At 69.6% G+C, this 22476-nt stretch carries 12 protein-coding genes and 2 pseudogenes; 6 read left to right on the forward strand and 8 right to left on the reverse strand.

The window, feature by feature from the left end; all coding sequences use genetic code 11:
• The 5 genes from ctaD (at position 1) to IPN03_01705 (ending at position 4438) form a co-directional block, all read left to right on the forward strand.
• Positions 1-1626: a cytochrome c oxidase subunit I gene (gene ctaD / locus IPN03_01685; GenBank protein MBK9372468.1), complete on the forward strand. Its 1626-nt coding sequence runs from the start codon at positions 1-3 to the stop codon at positions 1624-1626.
• Positions 1627-1696: 70 nt separating this feature from the next.
• On the forward strand, positions 1697-2272 hold the full coding sequence (locus tag IPN03_01690; GenBank protein MBK9372469.1) for a cytochrome c oxidase subunit 3 family protein: 576 nt from the start codon (positions 1697-1699) through the stop codon (positions 2270-2272).
• 17 nt (positions 2273-2289) lie between these two features.
• Positions 2290-2619: a cytochrome C oxidase subunit IV family protein gene (locus IPN03_01695; GenBank protein ID MBK9372470.1), complete on the forward strand. Its 330-nt coding sequence runs from the start codon at positions 2290-2292 to the stop codon at positions 2617-2619.
• Between the two features lie 107 nt (positions 2620-2726).
• Positions 2727-3656 carry a family 10 glycosylhydrolase gene (locus IPN03_01700; GenBank protein MBK9372471.1) on the forward strand — a complete coding sequence of 310 codons (930 nt, stop codon included), beginning with the start codon at positions 2727-2729 and terminating at the stop codon, positions 3654-3656.
• Complete coding sequence (locus tag IPN03_01705; GenBank protein ID MBK9372472.1) at positions 3587-4438, forward strand: hypothetical protein; 852 nt, start codon at positions 3587-3589, stop codon at positions 4436-4438. The genes IPN03_01700 and IPN03_01705 overlap by 70 nt, the downstream gene beginning before the upstream one ends.
• Here IPN03_01705 and IPN03_01710 read toward each other — a convergent pair.
• From IPN03_01710 to IPN03_01740, 7 genes and pseudogenes are all read right to left on the reverse strand, one after another.
• Positions 4330-5808 carry a M20/M25/M40 family metallo-hydrolase gene (locus IPN03_01710; GenBank protein ID MBK9372473.1) on the reverse strand — a complete coding sequence of 493 codons (1479 nt, stop codon included), beginning with the start codon at positions 5806-5808 and terminating at the stop codon, positions 4330-4332. The two genes, IPN03_01705 and IPN03_01710, sit on opposite strands and share 109 nt — an antisense overlap.
• The gene (locus IPN03_01715) at positions 5805-6971 is read right to left on the reverse strand and encodes an NAD-dependent epimerase/dehydratase family protein (protein ID MBK9372474.1); all 1167 of its coding nucleotides are present in this window, start codon (positions 6969-6971) and stop codon (positions 5805-5807) included. Before IPN03_01715 ends, IPN03_01710 begins: the two co-directional genes overlap by 4 nt.
• Before the next feature lie 101 nt (positions 6972-7072).
• Positions 7073-13178, reverse strand: a pseudogene (locus IPN03_01720) (hypothetical protein).
• Positions 13179-13301: 123 nt separating this feature from the next.
• Entirely contained in the window at positions 13302-13928 is a 627-nt protein-coding gene (locus IPN03_01725) for a prolyl oligopeptidase family serine peptidase (GenBank protein ID MBK9372475.1), read from the reverse strand.
• Positions 13929-14111: 183 nt separating this feature from the next.
• Positions 14112-16532, reverse strand: coding sequence for a DEAD/DEAH box helicase family protein (locus tag IPN03_01730; GenBank protein ID MBK9372476.1), 2421 nt, complete (start codon positions 16530-16532; stop codon positions 14112-14114).
• 70 nt (positions 16533-16602) lie between these two features.
• Positions 16603-18936 (reverse strand): DUF1957 domain-containing protein, encoded by a 2334-nt coding sequence (locus IPN03_01735; protein ID MBK9372477.1) that lies wholly within the window; start codon positions 18934-18936, stop codon positions 16603-16605.
• A 394-nt stretch (positions 18937-19330) separates the two neighbouring features.
• Positions 19331-20453, reverse strand: a pseudogene (locus IPN03_01740) (PLP-dependent transferase).
• 51 nt (positions 20454-20504) lie between these two features.
• Between IPN03_01740 and IPN03_01745 the strand changes: the two are divergent.
• Entirely contained in the window at positions 20505-21224 is a 720-nt protein-coding gene (locus IPN03_01745; GenBank protein ID MBK9372478.1) for a hypothetical protein, read from the forward strand.
• 25 nt (positions 21225-21249) lie between these two features.
• Here IPN03_01745 and IPN03_01750 read toward each other — a convergent pair whose 3' ends face one another.
• On the reverse strand, positions 21250-22470 hold the full coding sequence (locus IPN03_01750; GenBank protein MBK9372479.1) for an MFS transporter: 1221 nt from the start codon (positions 22468-22470) through the stop codon (positions 21250-21252).
• Positions 22471-22476: the final 6 nt, after the last annotated feature.

Genomic DNA, 22476 nt, shown 5'->3' on the forward strand with positions numbered 1-22476 from the left:
GTGTCCGGAGATCCCGGCGAGACGAACTACCTCAACGCCTCCCACGGCATCGGGTCGTGGCTCCTGACGAGGGACCACAAGAGGATCGGCATCCTCTACCTCCTCGGCATCTCGGTTTTCTTCGTCCTCGGCGGCCTGATGGCCGTGCTGATCCGCGCCGAGCTGGCGACGCCGCAGGGAGACCTCTTCTCCTCCGACGTCTACAACCGGCTCTTCACGATGCACGGCATCCTGATGATCTTCTTCTTCCTGATCCCGTCGATCCCGGCGGTGCTCGGCAACTTCCTCCTGCCGATCATGATCGGGGCGAAGGACCTCGCCTTCCCGCGCATCAACCTCCTGAGCTGGTACCTCTACATGATCGGCGGCGTCATGACGTTCGTGTCGCTCCTGACGGGCGGCATCGACACCGGCTGGACGTTCTACACGCCGATGTCGACGAACTTCGCCCAGGGGCAGGTCATCGTCACCGCGGTCGGCATCTTCATCGCCGGCTTCTCGTCGATCCTGACGGGGCTGAACTTCATCGTCACGATCCACCGGATGCGGGCCCCGGGGCTCACCTGGTTCCGGCTCCCCCTCTTCGTCTGGGCCCACTACGCCACGAGCATCATCCAGATCCTCGGGACGCCGGTCGTCGCCATCGCGATCCTCCTCGTCGGCGCCGAGCGGCTCTTCCACATCGGCGTCTTCGACCCGAAGTACGGCGGCGACCCGCTCCTCTTCCAGCACCTCTTCTGGTTCTACTCGCACCCCGCCGTCTACATCATGATCCTGCCGTCGATGGGCGTGATGAGCGAGCTCGTCACCGCCTTCTCGAGGAAGCGGGTCTTCGGGTACCACTTCATCGCCTTCTCGAGCCTCTTCATCGCGGTCATCGGCTTCCTCGTCTGGGGCCACCACATGTACATCTCCGGCCAGTCCGTCGTGGCCGGGGCGATCTTTTCGTTCCTGACGATGCTCGTGGCCATTCCGTCGGCCGTGAAGGTCTTCAACTGGACGGCCACGCTCTACAAGGGCTCCATCTCGCTGCAGACGCCGATGCTCTACGCACTCGGCTTCATCGGCGTCTTCCTGATCGGCGGGCTGACGGGCGTCATGCTCGGGACGCTCGGCATCGACATCCACGTCCACGACACCTACTTCATCGTCGCGCACTTCCACTACGTCATGGTGGGGAGCGCGATCATGGGGTACCTCGGCGGGCTCCACTTCTGGTGGCCGAAGATCACCGGCCGGATGTACAACGAGTTCTGGTCGAAGATCTCCGCGCTCGTCATCTTCATCGGCTTCAACACGACGTTCTTCCCGCAGTTCATCCTCGGCTACCTCGGGATGCCGCGCCGCTACCACATGTACCCGGCCGAGTTCCAGACGTGGAACGTCCTCTCCTCCGCGGGCGCGACGATCCTCGGCTTCGGCTACCTCCTGCCCGTGATCTACCTCCTCTGGTCGCTGAAGTTCGGGGCGAAGGCCCCCGCGAACCCGTGGGGCGCCAAGGGCCTCGAGTGGGAGACCTCCTCCCCGCCGCCCGTCCTGAACTTCGACACCCCGCCCGTCGTCACCGAGGAGGCGTACGCGTACGAGACCTCGACTCCCGCCAAGGAGGTCACCGTTGGCGTCTGAGACGCGTCCGGCCGCCCTGGCCCACCACTTCGACGACTACGACCAGCAGCGCGAGGCCGCGACGCTGGGAATGTGGCTCTTCATCGCCCAGGAGCTGATGTTCTTCGGCGGGCTCTTCCTCACCTACACGGTCTACCGCTGGAAGTACCCCGCCTACTTCGCCCTCGGCTCGAACCAGCTCGACATCCCGCTCGGCCTCCTGAACACCATCGTCCTCATCGGCAGCTCCCTGACGATGGTCCTCGCCGTCCGGTCGGCGCAGCTCGGGCGGGCGAAGCAGATCGCCGGCTGGCTCGCGGCGACGATGACGCTCGGCACCGCGTTCCTCGTCATCAAGGGGTTCGAGTACCACCACAAGTGGGTCCACCACCTGATCCCGGGCGAGAGCTTCCAGCTCGCCGGGACGACCGACCCCGCCGCGCAGACGTTCTTCGTCATCTACTTCTGCATGACGGGGCTCCACGCCCTCCACATGATCGTCGGCCTCGGCCTCCTCGCCTTCCTCGTCCCGAAGGCGCTGCGCGGCGAGTTCTCGGCCGAGAACCACAACTGGGTCGAGGGCGTCGGCCTCTACTGGCACTTCGTCGACATCATCTGGATCTTCCTCTTCCCCCTCCTCTACCTCCTGGGACGGCACCACGCCTGAGGCCGACGGAGAAGCGCATGTCGACCGTTCACGTCACCCCCGTCCGCACGTACCTCTTCGTCTTCGCCGGCCTGATGGCCCTGACCCTCCTCACCGTCGGCGTCGCACACGTCAACATCGCCCACCACCTCCCCGGGCAGATGACCGACGCGATCAACGACGCCGTGGCCATGATGATCGCCGTCACGAAGGCGACGCTCGTCATCCTCTTCTTCATGGGCGTCTGGCACTCGGCGCGCATCAACAAGGTCGTCGTCTGGAGCTCGTTCTTCTTCCTGCTCGTCCTCTTCGCCTTCTCCCTCGCCGACTACTTCAGCCGCGGGTGGCTCGGGGTGCCGGGGAAGTAGCGGCGGGGCCCAGGAGCCGGCCGCTCGCGCGCAGGCTTCATCCCGAGCGGCCGTCGCCGCCTCAGCGCTGCTACGATTCACGGCTGTCCTTCGAGGGAGGTTCCGCCGTGAGTCGTCTCGCAGGCCCCGGTGTCGTCCTGGTCGCCCTCCTTACCCCCGTACCGCTGTCGGCGACGCCTCCCGCCGACCCTCCCGAGGTCCGCGCCGTCTGGGTCGACGCCTTCGGGCCGGGAATCCGCTCGCCGGAGGAGGCCGAGGAGCTCGTCCTCGAGGCGAAGAGGGCGAACCTCAACCTCCTCTTCGTCCAGGTCCGCCGCCGCGGCGACGCCCTCTACACGAGGGGCGTCGAGCCGCCGCTCGACGCGCCGGCCTACGATCCCCGCTTCGACGCCCTCGAGAACGTGATCCGCCTCGCCCACCGCGAGGGGCTCGCGGTCCACGCCTGGGTCAACGCGATGCCGGTCTGGCGAAACGAGCCTCCCCCGTGCGACGCGCGGCACCTCTTCAACCGGCACGGGCCCTCGGCCACGGGCGATGAGATGTGGCTGACGACGACCCCCGACGGCGCGACGCTCTTCCCGGTCGGGACGTTTCTCGACCCCGGCCACCCGGGCGTGCAGGAGTACCTCCCGCGCATCTACGCGAACCTCGTCCGCGAGTACGACCTCGACGGCATCCACTTCGACTACATCCGCTACCCCGAGACCGAAGAAGCCCTCGGGCGCGGCTCGGCGGTCGGCTACAACCCGGCGGCGCTCGCCCGCTTCCGGATGGCGACCGGCCGGACCGGAACGCCGGAGCCCGGCGACGAGGAGTGGATGGCCTGGCGTCGGCGGCAGGTGAGCCACGTCGTGCGGCGCGTCTTCCTCGAGGCGAAGGCGCTGAAGCCGCGGATCGTCGTCAGCGCATCGGTCATCCCGTGGGGCGCCCGCCCGCGGACGAGAGCGGCTTTGCCGACGCGGCGCCGATGCAGCGCGTCTTCCAGGACTGGCACGCCTGGCTCGAGGAGGGGATTCTCGACCTCGCGGTCCCGATGAACTACGCGAGAGAGAGCGACGACCGCGTGCGGACCTGGTTCGACGGCTGGGTCGCCTGGGAGCGACGCCACCAGCACCGGCGCGGGACCGTCGTCGGCCTCGGCGGCTATCGGAACTCCCCAGACGCGACCCTCGCGCAGATCGGGCGGGTCCGCCGCGTCGAGGGCTTGGACCGTCTCGCCGGCATTTCCCTCTTCTCCTACCGCGTGCCCGTCGCAGGGCCCGACGGCTCCGAGAGCGCCCCTCTCGCGTTCGCCGGCGAGCGCCTCCTATTCCTCTCCGCAGGCACGCCCGACTCGCCCGGGGCCTTCGCCTCCGCCGCGCCGCTCCCCCGTCTCCCCTGGGTCGCGGCGCCCGGGCACGGGTTCCTCGCGGGGACGGTGTCGGCCGCCTCGCGGGCGGATGCCGACGACGTCGAGGTCGAGATTCGCCGCACCGGGCTCTTCCGGACGACGCGCCGCGTCCGGACCGACGCGACCGGTTTCTTCGGCGTCGCGCGCCTCGCGCCCGGCCGGTACCGCGTGCGGCTCGCCGGGACGCGGGCCGCGGAAACCGAGACGCACGTCGACGTGACGGCGGGCAACGTGGGCGCGCCGCGCTCGCCGGTCCCGCCCGATGAGGCCGGCGGGAAGCCGGGACGCGCACTCGAGGCGCGTCCCGGCTCCCGGCCGGATCAGGGCCTGGCGTCGGCGAGGGCGACGGCCGCCCCGAGGACGGTCCGTCCGCCGGACTCCATCGTCTTGGGCGTCACGAAGTACACGGTGTCTTCGGGGGAGTGGTAGCCGTGGTGCTCACCACCGCTCCCGAACAGGCTGACGGCGTGAATCCCCTTCTCGAAGAAGGGCGCGTGGTCCGCGCGTCCCTCGCCGCGGATCTTTCCCGCCTTCAGGCCGAACCCGGGCGCGAGACGGTCCCGCGCCGCCTCCATCGCGGCCTTGATCTCCGGAAAGTTCTCGCCGCCGGCGATATAGAGGCCATTCCCGGCCCCGAGCATGTCCAGGTTGAGCACGGCGACACACTTCTCGAAGCCCTTCGGCGGGTGGCTCGCGAACTGCTCCGCCCCGCGGAGCCCGAGCTCCTCGGCGGCGAACCAGACGAAGACGACGGACCGCCGGGGCCGTACCTTCAGAGTCGCGGCGGCCCTTGCGACCTCGAGGAGCGTGGCCGCGCCCGAAGCGTTGTCGTCCGCGCCCGGGTTGAGGCGCGGCCAGTCGCCGATGTGGTCGAGGTGCGCGCCGACGACGACGTACTCGCCCTTCACCGACGGGTCGGAGCCGGGAAGGAGGGCGACGACGTTGTGCGTCGTCACCTCCCGCCACGGCAGGCCCTTCACGGCGAATCGAACCTCCCGCCCGGTTCCGAAGGAGGCCGTGCCCCCCTTCGACAGGACCTTCTTCAGGTCGGCGACCGTGAGCTTTTTCCCGCCGAGGAGCCGGTCGGCGAATGCCTCGCTGACCATCGCCTCGGGGAGGTCGCGGCTGATACCGACGTTCGTGGAGGTCACCGGGCTGTCGACGAGGAGCAGCCCCGCCGCTCCCTTCCGGGCCGCGGCGAGCGTGCGGGCGATCGTGGAGCGGTGCTCTTTCCACTCCCCGGTTTCCGGCTCTCCGCGGAGGACCAGGACGACCTTCCCCTTCACGTCGACGCTGGCGTAGTCGTCACGCCCCTGGGCCGCGGCGTCGATTCCGAACCCGACGAAGACGACCTCGGCGGTGACGTCCCCGGAGCCTCCGTTCACCATCGGGGACCAGTCCTTCAGGACCTCCGCCTCGGCGGGCTTTCCGTCCTTCTCCCCTTCTGCGGGAAGAAGCGTGAGGCTGGCGCTTTCCACTCCGCCCAGTCCGTGCGTGAACGGCTGGAGGTAGTCGCGAAAGTCGTCGGTCGGGCGCAGCCCGGCCTTCCGGACCTCGGAGACGACCCAGTCGGCGGCCTTCCGGTACCCTTCGGTCCCCGAGAGGCGTCCCTGCATGCCGGGCGCCGCGAGGACCTCTACGGTCTGGAACGCGGAAGCGGCGGTGATCCCGGCAGCAGCCTTCTCGACCTCGGCAGCCGAGGGCCCCGCCGCCGGCAGTGCCCGGGTGAGGATGGCCGCGGAAGCGAAGAGGACGACGAGCGCGCCCAGCCGCCCGCGGGCGCGCGTCCTGCCCGTCACTTCTTCGGCTCCGCCGCCGGCACGGCCGCCGGGGCCTTCCCCTTCAGCGCGGTCAGCGTGGTGGCCTCCTTCTCGGGAACGAGGCCGGCGCGCATCTTCGCGCGGCGCTCCTCGGGGAGGGAGTCCCAGAAGCCCAGCGTCGAGCGGATCGTCTCGCCGAGCGGCCGGAACGTCAGCCCCGCATTCAAGGCCCGGGCGATCGAGACGTCGCCGATGCCGGCCTCCTCGCCCTTCGTGGAGACCCAGATCGGGAAGTCCGCCTCGGGCGTCAGGCCGAGCTCTTTCAGCTTCTCCTCCGGCGCCCAGGTGAACGTCGCCTTCGACCCGGTCTCCTTCCGGCAGGCCTCGAGGAAGGCGCCCATCGTGAGCTTCTCCTTCGGGCCCGTCGCGTTGAAGACGCCGTTCGTCCCCGACGCGACCATCCGGATCGTCCAGTCTCCCAGATCGCGAACGTCGATGAACTGGATGGGGTCCGTCGGGCTCCCCGGGACCAGGACCTCTCCCCCCTTCCGGACGCGGACCGGCCAGTAGGTGAAGCGGTCGCTCCCGTCGCGGTCCCCGACGATGTAGCCGGGCCGGATGTTGAGCGCCTTGCCCGGCATTGCCTTCTCGGCGGCCTCCTCGCAGAGGAGCTTCAGCGCGCCGTAGTTCCCCTCGCCGATGTCCTTGATGGCGTCCACGTCGGTTCCCGCGGCGAGGCGTGCGACCGTGGCGCTCTCGTCCATCCCCGCCTTCATCGGCGAGGCGTAGACCGAGATCGAGGAGATGAAGACGTACTGCCCGACGTTTCCCGCGAGGACCTCCGCCGCAGAACGGACCTGCCTCGGGAAGTAGCCGGACGTGTCGATCACGGCGTCCCACTTCCGTCCGGCGAGCTTCTTCACGTCGTCCGCGACGTTCCGGTCGCCGTGGATCTCCTCCAGGGGGCGGCCCTTGAAGAGGCCCGGGTTCGACTTGCCCCGGTTGAAAAGGGTCAGCTCCCACCCCTTCGCGAGCGCGGCCTCGACGAGGGCGACCCCGAGGAACCGGGTTCCCCCGAGGATGAGCAGCTTCTTCTTCGCGGGTGCGGCCTCGGCGGCGCGGGCCCATCGCGGAAGGGCCAGGGCAGCTCCGGAGGTTGCGGCCAGGGCCAGGAGATCCCTACGGCTGAGACGGTCTTTCATCGTCGCTCCTTCACGGGCACCTCGGGAATCTACGCCGGAAGCGCGGCGATGTTTCAGCTCTCCTTCGCTTCCTTCCCCCCGACCGGAAGAAGCTTCGGCCCTCATTCCCCCTTCACTGTCAGCACCGCCCCCGCCGAGTAGGCGTTGAACTCCGGTGCGTACATCGACTGGACCGTCGCCGGGCCGACCCGGAACGTCCCGGCCATGTTCGCCCGGAGGCGGTACTTGAACGTTGTACTCGCCGACGGGGAGCTGCTCGAAGAAGAAGTTCGTCCCGCTGTCGCGGACCTCCTCGTACCAGGCGATTCCGAGGTCCCACTTGTAGCGCGAGACGGTCGACTCGGGCTCGAAGCCGGCGCCGCGCGGGTCGCGCAGGTGGACGTACTCGGCGGCGTGCTTGGTCCGGAGCGAGATCTGCACCTCCACCTGGTCGCCCGGCTTCAGCGTGGCGCCGTCGGCGAGGGGCCTCAGGACCCACTCCTTCCCGGTGTTCTCGCGGAGGAAGTACTTCCGCGAGACGTGGAAGAAGTCGCCCCGGTCCTCCTCGGGGAGCTTCTCGGTCGAGAAGTGCCAGGCGGCGGAGGCGAAGGCGAAGCCCTTGCCTCCCTTCTCGACGGCGATCGTCGAGGTCGTCTTCGGGTCGACCTGCGGCCCGGGGATGACGACCTGGTTCTTCTTGCCGGTGTACCTGTCCGGCTCGAACGTGAACGCGGTCTCCCGCCCGCCGACCGTCACCTTCATCGTCTCGCGCGTCCCGAGGGCCCCTTCGGCCTTCAGGTAGTGGACGAGCGAGTAGAGGACCTCGGCCGTGGCGCGGGTCGACTTCCACTGGTTCAGCTTCTTGTTCAGGAAGAGCCACTGGACGAGGCCGTCGCGGCGCGGGTCCTTCGGCGTCAGCTCGGTCAGCGTCCGGAGCGCGAACGCGTGCGTCTCGATCGTGTCGTTGTACCAGAGCCAGGAGCGGTCTTCCTGCGCCCAGAAGGTGCCCAGCTCCTCGTTCGTCTTCGCCGAGTCCATGACGCTCGCGAAGACGAGATCGGCGTCCTTCGGCCGGCCCATCCGCTTCAGGGTCAGGGCGAGGTAGCCCTTCAGGTAGGGCGAGTGCTCCTTCCAGTGCTTGAAGGAGAAGGCCAGGATCTCCTTCCGCTCGTCGGCGGTGAGGGCGTTCCCCATCCAGGACGGGTCGGGGTAGCACGAGGCGACGTAATTGACGAAGGTCAGCGTCTCCCAGCAGCAGTCCCTTTTCATCATGTCGCGCAGCTCCTCGCGGAAGTGCTTCGCGACGTACCCCCAGCCCTTCTCCACCATGTCACGCGGGACCTCGACGCCGAACTCGGACGCCTTCGCGAGGCCGTGGAGGATGTAGACGGTCATGTAGGGCGACGGCGGGCCGCCCGGCCACCAGGGGAAGCCGCCGATGGAGGTCTGCGCCTTCCGGAGCTTCGCGATCGCGGCCTCGCGCTCGGCCTTCGCGACGCGCGGGTCGAGGACCTTCGCGAGCCCCTCGCCGGCGTCCTTTCCCCCGCGCGCGTCCACGAGCCACGGGCTCTCCTCGAGCGTCATCTTCCGGTTCGGGTCGGCGGCGTCCCACGTCTCGAGGCGGACGTCCCTCTTCGAGAACTCCTTCGCCATCGCGGCGACCGACGGGTACTTCTCGAAGATCGACGAGACGATTCCGGTGGAGACGAAGCGGTTCAGGGTCTGCTCGGTGCACTCGTACGGGTAGTTGACGAGGTACGGCAGCGCCTCGAGGACGGCGTAGAAGAGCTGGGCGTCGACCGTGACGACCATCTGCTCGTTGATGAGCGTCGGGTCGCCTCCCTTCGCCAGGTCCTCGAACCGCAGCTCCTTTCTCTGCCCCTCGCGGAGCGTGACGAAGCGCGACTGGACGAGGTGCATCCGGCTCGGCAGCACCGGCAGCGGGCGCAGCTCGCCGTCCGAAAGGCTCCCCGACGTCGCGGTGACCTTGAAGGCGACCGTCCTGACTCCCGGAGGGGCCGTCAGGAAGAAGGTCTGGTTCGTGCCGCCGCCCTTCGGGACGACGATCGCGCGGCTCGTGTCGTTCGCCGAGAGTCCGAAACGGGCCGAGAGGTCCTCGTTCGTCTCGGGGTCGAGGATCTGGAATGCCAGGCTCCCCTTCAGCTCGGCTTCCGACGCGTTGTTGACGACGACCTTCAGCGCGGCCCGGTCCCCCTCGCGCAGGAACCGCGGGACGTAGGGACGGACCATCAGCTCCTTGACGCTCTTCGTCTCCTTCTTCAGCGACCCGCCGCGCAGGTCCTTCGTCACGGCGTGGAGCCAGACGTTCCAGGACGTCACGGAATCGGGAACGGTGAACTCGATCGAGGCGGAGCCGTCGGCCCCGGTCAGGAGCTGCGGCGTCCAGAACGCCGTCTCGGCGAAGTTGCTCCGGAGGGCCGGCGCATCGCCCGCGGCGGGCGCCGCACCGCCGGCGTTCTTCTTCGCCTCGCTCTTGTCGTCGCGCTCTTCGTTCGCCGCCACCTTCGCCATCTGGCGGGCCGGGGCCGACGCCGGCGCGGGAGGCGGGGCCGCTGCGTCCATCGCCATGCTCTCGGCCACCATCGTCGCGCCCATGCCTCCCCGCATCTGGAACCGGCGTCCGCGTGCCCCCGGGCCGCCGATGCCGTACCGGTCGAGCTCCTTGAGGCGGTCGGGCACGAGCGAGGGGGCCGAAGGGGTCGGGTCGAAGCTGCCGATCACCCACTGGGCCTGCGCCGCTCCGAGCGTCGCGCGGGTCCAGGGCGTACCGATGCGCGACGGGTAGAGCGAGAGGACGGAGGGAGGCTGGTGCGGCGCGAAGACGTCGAGGCTCCGGTCGTACATGTAGCCGAGCAGCTCTGCCGCACCGGCTTCGACCGGCTTTCCGGAGGGCGACTTCACCGTGACCCGCCACGTCTCGCGTGTCCCGGGACGGATCCGGTCGCGGAACGTCGCGAACTCCAGCTTCAGCTCCCTGTCGTCCCACGGGACGAAGACCGCCACCGTCTGGCTCATCCACTGGTGGTCCCTGAGCGCCGACAGCGTGATGCCGAAGCCGCCGCGGTCCGCCTCGGTGACGGGAATCTCGAGGACCGTGTTCCCTTCTCCGGCCTTCAGGACCATGCGGGACAGGAGCTTCCCCGCCCGGAACCTTTCGAGGAGCATCGGCTGGCCGGGAAGGCCCGAGGTCGCGAGGAGCCGTGCCGTCTCTCCGACCCGGATCGAACCCGACTCGACGAGGAGAACGAGCGGCACCGACGGCGTTTCCTTTCCACCGGCCACGAGGAAGTCCCGGAACGTCTCGTACTTCGCCCCGAAGTCGTCGACGGTCGTGTAGTGAATCCTCCAAGCGCCCGAGTCGAGCTTCCCGAGGTCGAGCTTCGCGAGGCCGTCTGATCCGTGAACGGACTCGCCCCGGGCCTTCTCGGCGCCGTCCCGGAAGTCGCGCAGCACTCCTTCCACGTTGAACGAGGTGTCCCAGCGGGGACGCAGGGCGTCCCCGGGCGTCGTGTGCGTCGCGCCCTCGGGAGCCTCTTCCTCTCCTTCGGCCGGCGCGCCGCGGCGGGGCAGGTCGCCCGGGAGCGGGGTCGTCGCCGGGGGAATGAGCGCCACGAGGCGCCAGCTCCCCTTGCCCGCACGGGGGGTGCCGTCGAGGCTCGACCTCGTGATCGTCGCGGAAGCGGGCTCTTTCTCACGCGCGAAGCCCGTCGGGAATCCGACGTTCGCCTCGACGGAGACGAATCCGAGCCGCACCGCGCGGGTCGCGGCGCGCGTTTCGCCTCCCTCGTCGACGACGTCGGCGCTCACGACGTAGCGCCACGTCAGGTCGCTCCCCTTCGCGGCGGTCTCGTCGGCCTCCGGGGTGAAGGAGACGAGGAACGTCCCGTCGGCCCCGAGAACGGTCGCTCCGGACGCCACCGTCTGGGCCTTCGACGGCGAGCCCCAGCCCCAGAAGGACCACCACCACGGCCGGAGCGTCTCGCGCGTGACGCGCCACGTGACGTTTCCGGACGCGACCGGAAGGCCGAAGTAGTACTTCGCCTCTCCGGTGAGGACGGCCTTCCGGTTGAGCCGCATCGGTTCCTTCGGCTCCTGGAAGGTGACCTCGAACGTCGGCCGCTTGTACTCCTCGATCCTCACCGGCGTGCTGCCCGAGAGCGAGCTCTCGAGCCGCCAGCCGCCGAGGAGGCGCCCCGTCGGGACGACGAACTCGCCGGCCGCGGTGCCGAAGGCGTTCGTCGAGACCGAGCGCGTCTCGACGCGCTCGCCGTTCGGGTCGATGAGCCAGACGGTGACCGGTGTCCCTGCCGCGGACTTGAACCGCGCGTTCTCCTGCGAGCCTTCGTAGGCGAGGACCTTCCAGAAGAGCTTCTGCCCGGGCCGGTAGATGCTCCGGTCCGTGTAGAGGAGCGACGCCGTCCGGCTTCCGGCGGTGCCTTGCCGGTAGAAGCCGACCTGCTGGCCGTCGAAGGTGACGTGGGCGCCCTTCTTCGCCAGGAGGTGGAAGGAGTTTCCCGTCCTCTCCCTCGAGCCGAACGAGACCGCTCCGTCCGCGTCCGTCGTCTTCACCTCGTCCCGGCGGTGCCCTTCCTTCCAGTCGAAACGCCAGAGCGCGACCTCGGCGCCCGAGACCGGGCTCCCCGTGGTTCCCGAGAGGACGCGCGCCGCGACGGCCCCCGTCTCGGCCTCGGGCCTCACGACGAGAACGAGGTCGGAGACGAAGAGGTTCGTCCCGACGACGACGTTGTCGGACGCGCCGAAGTCCTTCCGGGCCGACGCGAGGACGACGTAGAAACCCGGCTCCTTCATCGGAGGTGTGACGAACGTCCGGTGCGTCTCGAAGTCGGGCGTCGGCGGCAGGTCCACCTTCCACTCCGCCACCGGCCGGGTCGAGACGAGCTTGCGCATGTCGTCGGAGGTCGGGAGGGCCGACCAGTCCTTCGACCCCTCGATCCTCTTCTCCGCGTCCAGCTTCACGGCCCTGAAGTGAACGGCCCCGAGGTTCCTGTGCGAGACCTCGAGCGACCTCTTCCCCGGTCCGTCGACGGCCATCGCCTGGAGGCGGACCTCGGGGGCCTCGATCGCCTTCACGATCGAGAGGCACCGCTGGCCGCCGACGGACGAGGGGTACGCGGCGCGACCTTCCTCGGCCTCGCGGCGCGCAGCAACCCTTCGGTTCGGGCGGCTCCCGCGCTGGTGCAGGTCGGCCACCTCGGCCTTCCCCATGGCCCACCAGGAGTCCGACCGGAACGCGGAGAGGCGGCCCTCGAGGTCCTTCCGGATCCGGGTCTTCTCTCGCTCCTCCGTGAAGGAAGCCGACAGCCGCCGCACACGCTCGAGGCGCGCCTCGAGCTGCGCGCCCTTCCTCCCGGCGCCGGAATGCCACCCCTCGAGGTCGTTCAGGACCGCACAGATCTTCGTCAGCGGGTGGACCGCCGGCGCGGCGAGGTCGATCTGGGCAACGTCGCCCGATTCACCCTTCAGGAGTGCCCCGAGGTCGAGCCGCCAGACCTCGTTCGACTGCTCCGGAGTCCAGCCCGCCGTGTCGGCCAGCAGGTCGACGAGGAGGTAGCTCACGGCGTCGCGGAGAGTCCCGCGGATCTCCTTCGGGTAGCTGTTCGGGTCGAGGACGAGCTCGGCTGCCGCGACCGGCTCCTTTCCCAGCGCGTCGCGCATCCCCCAGACCTCGAGCGCCGCCTTCAGAGCCTCGGCCAGGATCTGCTCGCGCGTCCACGCCTTGAGGTCGACGGCGCCTTTCGAGTCGACCCGCTCCCGCTGGCCGACCTCCCACGAGTAGGCCCGCTGGTACGTCACGAGCGAGTGTCCGTAGAGGAGCCCGAGCTGCGCGCGGGACATCGGCCCTTCCGGCCAGGGCTCCTCGCGCAGCCGCCGGACCGCCGTCTCGTAGCCGTGGAGGCCGATCCGGAGCTGGGTCACCGTGACGAGCGCCTTCGTCCAGTCCTTCTCGTCGCCCTTCGCCTTCGCGGCGGCGAGGATCGTCTCCGCGGCCTTCGCCGCCTCCTCGTACTTCTGCTCCTTCACGAGGCGGTCGACGTCGGCCCAGGACGCGTCGGCTTTCGGCACGGGCTTCACTCCCTTCTCGCTCCCCTTCAGAGGAGCGAGGGCGAGCGCGCCTCCGGTGAGGAGGACGACGACGGAAAATGCGGCAAGGGAGACCCGGACGCGGCGGCGCGGCTCTGTCGTCATAACGTGAGCTTAGACCGCCCCCGCCCCCGAAAGTTCCAGAGTCGATTACACGAGTTCAACACGAGTCCGTGCCAGGCACGGAATCGTGTATTACATGTCCGGTGCCAGGCGTGCAATCGTGTATTACGGGCGGGGGTGACGCCGCTGACGGAGGAGCCACTCCCAGAGCGCCCCGTCCGCGTAGGTCGCCGTCCACGCGTCGTGCCCGGCCTCGGGGTAGACGATCAGCTCGGCCGTGCCCCCGCACTTCTTCACGGCGTCCACCACCGTCGTCGATTCGGCGAGCGGGACGACGGTGTCGCGCGCGCCGTGGAACGCCCTCACAGGGATGTCCTTCAGCAGGCAGGCCCGGTCGGGAATGGCGCCTCCGCACACGGGCACGATGGCGGCGAAACGCTCCGGGTAGGACATCGCGAGCTCCCATGTCCCCCGCCCTCCCATCGACAGGCCCGTCACCGCAATGCGATCGGGGTCGATCCTCAGCTGCCTCGCCACGTCGTCCAGGAGCGCGGCCAGTGCGTCGGCCTGCCACCGCTGTCCGGCCGGGCACTGGGGCGAGACGACGACGAACGGGAAGTCCTCGCGACCGTCGAGCTGATGCGGCGGGCCGTGGACCTTCACCTTCGCGAGATCGTCTCCCCTCTCCCCGGACCCGTGAAGGAAGAGGAGGAGCGGCCAGCGCCTCGTGGCGTCGGCCACATACGCCTTCGGCACGTATAGGAGATAGCGGTACGAGACCTTCCGCGCGATCGTCGCCTCGAAGAGCCGCTCGCTCTGTCCCGGCGGCGGCGCGGCCGACCGGCAGGCGGCAGAAAACGGAGCCACGAGGACGGAGAAGATGGCCAGGAGACTTCGGGAGAGGCTCACCCGCCGATTCTCGCCCCGGCCCGTCCCGGCGCGGTCGCGCCAACCGTTCCTCGGGCCGGAGTGCGCTTATCGAAGAAGGCGGAAGCCCGCCGCGGCGAGAATCGGGCCGTTTCTCTCGGCCCGGGCCGCGAGCGCCCGCACCGTCGTGGCCCAGCCCCTCCCACGGGGAATCTCGGGCGACCAGTCCTCGATGGGGAGGCCACGGAGGTTCGTGCGCCCCCTCATGAGGAGCTCCGCCCACTCGGGCCTCGGCTGCCCCGCGAGGTCGATCGCGGACGCGGCGAAGGCCTCGTCCCGCCGGTGCAGGAAGAGGACTCCCTCTCCGTCGACGCCGGTCTTCTCCAGCTTCAGGAGCGCAGCCCGGCCGCGTGGTCCGTCCTCGAGCTCCTGGAAGATCCCCTCGACGAGCGGGTGCCCCGAGGCGAAGAAGTCGAGCTCCTCGCGCAGGACCGCTTCCTCCCGGTCGAAGGTTCCGAGGTAGCGCGTCCCGCCCGGCACGCCGGGAAGGTGCTCGAGGAGCGCGTCCCCGCCGAACTCGAGGTACCAGGTGCGAATGCCCTTCTTCTCGGTGACGTCGAACCCGAAGAGCTCGCAGGCGGCGGTGACGAACCGCTCCATCGCGGCGTCCAGCCCGGCGGGAACACGGGTGAGGATGCCGCTCGCAAGGTCGGCGCGGAAGCCCTCGGAATGAAGGTGGTGGTAGGCCGCCCTCTGACGGACCTGGGCGGCACCGCGGACTTCCGTGACGAGAGCTGCGACCGGCAGCTCCGAGAGGCCCCGCGCCGAGGCCTTCTCGGCCTTCCGGATCGCCGCCTCCACGTTCGCCAGCGACCGCTCGAGCCCCCCGAGCGGCTCCCGGAAGAGGCCGATCCGCTCGTAGAGCTCCACGAGATCGCGGTAGAACCCCGACGGAGGTCGAAAGTAGACGATCTCCACCCTCTCCTTCCGGCTGATCCGGTCGAGACGGCCGATCCTCTGCTCGACCTGGGCCGGGTCGAGAGGAAGGTCGAAGAGGACGAGACGCCGGCAGAACTCGAAGTTGCGCCCTTCCCCGCCGCACTCGGTCGACACGAGGAACGTGGGTCCCTTCGGCCTGCGGAACTCGGCCACCTCGAGGTCCCGCCGGTCGGGCGAGAGCTCCTCGTGGAAGACGGCGACGCGCTTGCGCGTTTCGCGCTCCAGGAGGGCCTTGAGCGCCTGGAGGGTCGGGAGGTCGTGGCAGAAGACGAGCGTCTTCCCTTCCTCGCTCCCGCCCGGGGCGAAGCTCTTCGCCTTGGAAACGAGCCACGCGACGCGCGGGTCCGCGGCGTCGACCTTCTCGTCGCCCGTCAAGGCCTGGGAGGCCGGGACGCTCTCCAGCTCGACCGGGAGCGGCACGCGCGGCGGGAGGCCGCCGATGTCGACGCGCCGCGTCGCGCTCGTGCAGGGTGGAAGCGGCTGGTTCTCCGCGAGCGCGGCGAGGAACTCCTTCTCGGAGCGGTAGGCGTCGGGGCGGACGAGCTCGAGGAGGCGGAAGAAGCCCGAGGTGTCGGCCTCGAGAGGCGTCGCGGAGAGAAGCAGGAGGTGCTTCGCCGATCGGGCGATGGGCGCGATGGCCCGCTCGGCTTCCGCGTCGAGGACGAGCCGGTGCGTCTCGTCGACGACGAGGAGGTCGAGACCCGCCGCCAGCGCCTTCTGCGCGAGCCCCGGCTCCGAGACGAGGTCCTCCAGCGCGATCACGCTGCGGCGGTGGGCGTCGAACGGATTGAACTCCGGCCCGTGGTCCTTCGCGACGTCGGCCCGGCGCTTGCCGTCGAGCAGGACGAAGACCTGGTGGAACTTCCGCCAGAGCTCGCCCAGCCACTGCACGGTGAGCGTCGACGGGACGACGACCAGGATCCGGTCGGCCCGCTCGGTCCGCACGAGGCGCGAGAGGATGAGGCAGGCCTCGATCGTCTTGCCGAGGCCGACCTCGTCGGCGAGGAGCCAGCGGACCGGCTCGTAGGCCGTCGCCCTCTCGGCGACGTGGAGCTGGTGCGGGTGAATGGCGATCCGCCCGCCGAGGAAGGAACCGAGCCCCTTCGCCTGCCGCATCCGCTGCAGGAAGAGTCCGTCGAGACGGTTTCGGAATGCCGCGGCCCGGTCCACGTCGAGCCCCGCGAGGCGCTCGACCGGGTCCTGCGGAATCTCCGCGGGCCAGAGCATCTCGTCCTCGATCTGGCGGCCGTCCGTCGTCGTCCAGACCGTCCCGCCCTTCTCCCTGGAAGAGAGCGTCACGACCTCGCCGGTTTCCTCGATCCGCGCGTCGCGTCCCGCGGAGAGCTCGAGGGGCTTCAGGCCGGCATCGCCCGCACCGAACGTCAGCCGCTCCCCGGTTCTCGGGAAAAAGACGACGATCCGGCGGGCCGCCACGTCCTCGACCCTCCCGGGTCCGAGGTCGCGGTTGTACTTGTGCAGGACCTTTGTCCCTATGCGGGGCGCCCCGTTGGGGGCGACGACCCTCGCCATGAGACCGGGAATGGTGCACCGCCGGCTTCCCCGGGGCAAGGCCCCGGGGAAGCCACGCGGAGTCAGTGTGTTAGCTGCGACAGAAGACGCGGAAGTCCATGTCGCCGAAGGGGAAGATGGTGTCGGCGTCCTCGAGGACCGTCAGGTACTCCTCGTGAATCTGCCCCGCTTCCGCCTGCCGCATGAGCTCGCGGGCGCGGTCGAGGTGCCTCACGATCTGCACCTCGGAATACCGGACGGCCTGCCCCGTTTCGATGAGGAAGCCCCAGTCGGAGGCTCCCGCCAGGAAGAGGCAGCGAGCCGCCTGGTCCAGCGCTCGCTTCAGCACGCCGTCCGTCGTGTCCCGGTGGCGCGTGGCGAGGTCGGCCATCTTCCCGACGAGCCGGAAGAGGTGCCGGTAGACCCAGGTGTTCGGCTGGAACTCGCGGCCCTCCACCCACGTCTGGAAGTAGTCGCCCTTGCCCCAGCTCGACGCGCCGGGCGTCATCCGCTGGTGGTGAGGGTTCTCGGCGAGGTACTCGGACGGGGTGACCGGCCGGACGACCGACTGGTCCCAGAGGAGCTTGCGGAAGACGGACTCGATGAAGCCCGGGCCTTCTTCCCACCAGTGGCCGAAGAGCTCGGCGTCGTAGGCCGAGACGACACACGGCTTGCGCCCGCCGTTCTTCTCGAAGAAGTAGTTCGCCTGGGCGCCCCGCTCGAAGACGAACTGAGCGGCCTGGGCCTCGCGCGTCTCGTCGGCCCAGTCGGGCACGTAGTAGGCCTTTCCGCCGAGGTCCACGCCGGGGCCCGTGATCCGGTAGTACTTGATGCCGGTGTTGCGCCTCACGCCGGCCGTCTTCCAGTACTCGGGAAGGTAGTCGAAGTCGGCGTCGTAGCCGAGGTCGCGGTACCACTCCTTGTAGTTCGACGCGCCGGGGTAGCCGTTCTCGCGCGACCAGATCTTCGCGCGCGTCTCCGGGTCGATCGGGAACGCCGCCGTCCCCGCGGGGGTGATGACCGGGTTGGCCGAGTCGAAGAAGGGGCGCGTGTCCCCCTCGCGGAGGGCCTTCGGGTTCACGAGGAACCAGTGGAACCCCTCGGCCGCCAGGATCGCGTCCAGGCCCGGCGTCCAGGCGTTCTCCGCGAGCCAGATCCCTCGCGGGCTGCGCCCGAAGACCCGCTCGTACTGTCGCTTCGCGGTCTGGACCTGCGCCCGGATCGCCTCCGGGAAGTCCTTGTAGAGCGGAAGGATCCAGTGCGTCGCCGGGCAGGTGATGACCTCCAGCTTGCCGGCGTTCTGGAAGTCGCGGTAGCCGCGTGTCAGGTCCCCTTCGTAGGCGTCCCAGACGCGCTTGGCCGTCCAGAAGCGGGAGAGGATCTGCTCGGCCGCGGCGAGCCACGGCTTGCCCCGCGCGTTGTCCCGCTCCCGCGTCGCCAGCTTGATGCACTCGTCGATGTGCCGGGCCGCGCGCAGCTTCAGGTGCGGGTCCTGCATCATCGAGAGGAGCGGCGGCGTCAGGCTCACCGTGAGGCGGAAGTCGACCTTGTCGCGTTCCAGGTTCCAGAGGACGTGCAGGAGCTGCGTATAGACCGAGACGACGGCCTCGAAGAACCACTGCTCCTCCAGCCCCACCTCGTACTCCGGGTGGCGCACGAACGGGAGGTGCTGATGGAGGACGAGCGACCAGTATCCCTTCTCCGGTGGGGCCGCGTGGCTCCGCCTCTTCCAGTAGAGGTACTGGTTGTAGCGCCACTGGTCGGGCCCGACGGGTATCTCCAGGTCGTTCGACGGGGTGTGGATCGACCCCCACGTCACGTGCACCTCGGCCGGCTCGTCCTTTCCGCGGGGAACGAAGACGGCGTTCGACCGGGCGACCTTCTCGAAGAACGTCGTCCCGTGCGCGCGGTAGCCGATCTCGGCGACGTAGTCCCTGCCGCCCTCGGCCTTCACCCAGTAGCAGACCTTGTCGGCGAGGTAGTCGTCCACCTCGAAGAACGTGTTCGCGTTGAACCCGTCGAACGAGATCCCGGTGACGTCGTAGACGCGGAGCAGGAGCGAGTTCTTCTCGAAGAAGTCCGCTCCGAACCGGGCCTTCAGGCCGTCGCGCGCGGCGTCCCCCACCTCGAAGATGCAGTAGATGCTCTGCGGGTCGCACGGCACGAGATAGACGTAGGTCTCGTTGTAGTAGTCCGAGAGGAACGGCAGCTCCTTGAGCACCTTCTGGAACGGCGTCTCCGGGACGTCCGGGTCCCAGGGCGGCGGCGGGAGGGGATCCTGCGAGGGACGTCCGACTTTCGCGTGGCCGTCGAAATCGGGGACGTCGAGGACCTCGGTGCGGGCGGCCTGCAGCGCGGCGAGGTCGGACGCGGTCGACTGGGGCTCGGGAACCGGAGCGGGACTCGGAGCCAGCGGCTCGGTCATGGCCTTGGTCGCCTCCTTCGCTCTTCGGGGCACCGGAATCCTGGACTTCGGAATCTCAGGGGTCTTCGGACTCGTCGGGGTCTTCGCGGTCTTTGAGGCCTTTGACGCTTTTGAGGCCTTCGGGGCTGCCGCCGAGGCCTTCGGGACCGCCGGTCCCTTCACTGCCTCGGGCACCTTGCGGGCGGGCTTCTTCGGCTGCTCCGGGGCGGCCTCCACTTTCGGCTTGCGGGTCGGTTTCTTTTCCATGGTCCTCGTTCTGATCGGTTCGGGTTTCCCTGGCCCCGCGAGGACACGACGTCCCGCCGTAGGGCCTGAGGCCGGTCCGTGGCTCCCGGTCTCGGGTTCCTGTCCAGCGGCTCCGAGGATGATACGGGATCGGTCGTGAAGGTCCCGTTCAGGTTCCGAGGGCCTGTGCCAGATCGGCCAGGAGATCGTCCGGATGCTCCAGGCCGATCGAAAGCCGGACCAGGTCCCCCGGTGCGGTCGACGCGGCCCCTTCGCTCGTTGCCCGGTGCTCGATGAGGCTCTCCACCCCCCCGAGCGACGTCGCGCGCGTGAAGAGGCGCGTTCGGCCCACGGCTTCGATCGCGGCCTCGCGCCCCGGCCGCGACGTGGAAGGAGATCATCGACCCGAAGGCGGTCATCTGGCGGCCGGCCGCCTCGTGCCCCGGATGCCCGGCGAGTCCTGGGTAGTTCACCCTCGAGACCGCCGGAAAGGTCGAGAGCGCCGTGGCGACTGCGAGGGCCGATTCCGACTGGAACCGCGCCCGCACGGCGAGCGTCCGGAGCCCTCGAAGGACGAGCCAGGAGTTGAACGGCGAGGAGACCGCCCCGAGGATCGTCCGGACGTGGCGGACCTTCTCCAGGAACTCGCCCTTTCTCGAGAAGACGAGGGCGCCTCCCTGCACGTCGCTGTGTCCGCCCATTCCCTTCGTCGTCGCGTGAAGGACGATGTCGGCCCCCAGGTCGAGGGGCCGCTGAAGGATCGGCGTCGCGAACGTGTTGTCGACGAGGACGAGCGCACCGATCCTCTTCGCGATGGCGGCCGAGGACGCGAGGTCGGTGATCCTCAGGAGCGGGTTCGACGGGCTCTCGAGCCAGACGAGCCGCGTTTCGGGCCGCAGCGCTCCCGCGAGGGCGCCGGGCTGGTCCAGGGGCGCGAACGTCGCCGTCAGCCCCCACGCGGGAAAGAAATCGCGCGCCGCGACGCGGTACGCGTAGTAGACGTCTTCCGGCAGGACGACGTGGCTGCCCGGCGGGAGGGCCTGCGCGACCGCGAGGCCGGCCGCCATCCCCGATCCGAACGCGAGGGCCGCCTCGCCCCCTTCCAGCCTCGAGAGCGCCTCTTCCAGGAGGTCCTGGGTGGGATTCGACTCGCGCACGTAGGTGTGTCCCGCGATCGGGACCCCGGCCTCGTCGCGTCCGAACGTCGTCGACAGGTGGATGGGAGGGGCGACCGCTCCCGTCGACGGGTCGACGGAGAAGGCGGCGTGGACGGCGACGGTCTCGATCCGCATCGCCGGAAAGCCTACAGGAACGCCCGGGGGCCGCTGTGGAAGAATCGCTGCGTGCCCGCCACTCTCCCGGCTCTCGCGGCCCTGCTCGCCATCACCCTCCTCGCCACACCGCCTCCGACGGTGCCCCCCGACGTCGCGTCCGGGCTCGAGACGGGGCGCCAGGGGCTCGCGCACTACCAGTGGCGCCTCAGGACCGAGATGAAGGTCGACGGCGTCTCCCGCCTGACGAAGCTCGAGGACGTGCACCTCGGCCCCGACGGCGGCCTCGTCACGAAGAAGACCGTCAAGTACGACAGGCGCCCCGAGCCGACGCCGCTTCCGGCCAGCGATCCCCGCTCCGACCGCCAGCGCCCCCTCACCTCGCCCGAAGAGGAGCGGCTGGCCGAGGCCGCGATGGAGGTCATGCAGCTCTACGCGCGTCTCACGCCCGACGTCGCGAGGCGTTGGCAGGAAGGCGCCGACATGCTCCCGCCCGACCCCGGCCGCCCGGGCCTGGTGAGACTGAAAGGGCGCGGCCTGGGACGCCCGCAGGACGAGGCGACGCTCTACCTCGACGAGAAGACCCGCATCGTCGAGCAGATCGAGGTCAAGACGACGGTCTCTCCCGAGATCCGGGACATCGCGTTCCTGCGGGCCGACTTCGAGAGGATCCCGGCGCCAGGAGCGCCACCGGGTCTGCTGGTCCCTGGCAGGATCTTCCTGAACATGCAGTACCAGGGGCGCCGCGTGACCCTCGAGATGACGACGACCGACTACAGCACCTGGCCCTGAGCCGGCGGGCCGGTCGGTCGGTCCCTCACATCGACGCGACGCCGTCCTTGCGGCGCCGGGCGGCGACGGTCCCTCCGGCCACGACGAGCGCGACGCCGCACGCTACGAGAACCGCCGGCGCTCCCGCCGCCGCTGCCGCCGCCCCGGCGGCCAGGTTCCCGAGCGGCATCCCTCCCCGGAACGCGAGGCCGTAGATGCTGATGACCCGGCCCCGGAGCGAGTCCCCGACGCTCGTCTGGACGAGCGTCATGAAGCTCGAAAAGACGACCATGAGGCAGGCTCCCGCCGCGACGAGGAACGCGAACGAGAGGACCGGCGACCGGGAGAGGCCGAAGCCGGCGGTGAGAACTCCGTAGGCCAGGAGGCCGATCGCGCCGATGAAGCCTCGCCGCCGCATCCTCGAGGCCGTCGTCGCGACGACGAGCCCCCCGAGGACGGCCCCGCACCCGAAGGCCGACAGGAAGGCGCTGTAGCGCCCCGCTCCGGCGTGGAAGACCTCCTTCGCGAAGACCGGGAGAAACGTCACGAGCGGAATCGAACAGGCGCTGCCGAGGAACGCGAGGCCGACGAGACCCCTCAGGTCCCTTCGCCTCCAGACGACTCCGACTCCCTCCTTCAGCCCTTCCAGAACGCTGGCCCCACCGCCCCCCGCGGCCGGGCGGCGCGGGATCGAGGCGAGCGCGGCGACCACCGCCAGGAACGAGAGCCCGTTCAGGCCCATGCAGCCGGCGGCGCCGAGCTGGTGGAAGGCCAGGCCGGCGATTCCCGGCCCGACGACCCGCGCGAGGTTGAACTGGATGGAGTTGAGCGCGATCGCCTTCGGAATCTCCTCGGGAGGAACGAGTGTCGGGAAGAGCGCCTGGAAGGCCGGGGCTCCGAACGCCTGCGCGAGTCCCGAGAGGAACGAAAGCGCCAGGATGGACCCGAGGGTGACCTGATCGACGAGGATGAGCGCCATGAGAACGAGCGCGCAGCTCATCTGGACGACCTGCGATACGAGGAGGATCCGTCGACGCTCGGCACGGTCGGCCAGGACGCCGCCGAAGAGGGAGAAGACGAGGAACGGCGCGTCTCCGAGGAACGCGTCCATCCCGAGCCAGAACGGAGAGCCGGTGAGGGTCAGCACGAGCCACCCCTGAGCGACCCGCTGCATCCACGTGCCGACGCTCGAGACGAGCGACCCCGACCAGAGGATCCGGAAGTCGCGGTGGCGAAGGGGCGAGAAAGCCCGCGGAAGGCGCAGCACGAGGAA

The sequence above is a fragment of the Holophagales bacterium genome (assembly GCA_016719485.1).
GTDB lineage: Bacteria > Acidobacteriota > Thermoanaerobaculia > UBA5066 > UBA5066 > UBA5066.